A 273-nucleotide genomic window follows, 5' to 3' on the forward strand; every position below is an offset into this window, starting at 1 on the left:
CGATGTTTCTCAGCCTTCTAAGACACTCGGTTGTTCTCTCAAACAACCGGTGAAACTCATAAAGAGTTTACTTTTAAAAATTTCTATCAGAAATTTGATGTCGTTACTGTTATCCAGTTTTCAAAGAACATGGTTTGAAAGGATTAACCTTTCAAAACTAAACAAAAAGACCAAAGCAGAAACATTGTTGAAACTTATGAGCTTCAAAAGCTCCTTAGAAAGGAGGTGATCCATCCCCACCTTCCGGTAGGGATACCTTGTTACGACTTCACC

At 37.7% G+C, this 273-nt stretch carries 1 rRNA gene; it reads right to left on the reverse strand.

Annotated features, from left to right (window positions below):
- Positions 1 to 218 precede the first annotated feature (218 nt).
- Positions 219 to 273, reverse strand: a 16S ribosomal RNA gene (locus EBO34_RS20440); the annotation flags it as partial.

Origin of the sequence: Alteribacter keqinensis, from assembly GCF_003710255.1 — a bacterium.
In the GTDB taxonomy this organism is placed as follows: domain Bacteria; phylum Bacillota; class Bacilli; order Bacillales; family Salisediminibacteriaceae; genus Alteribacter; species Alteribacter keqinensis.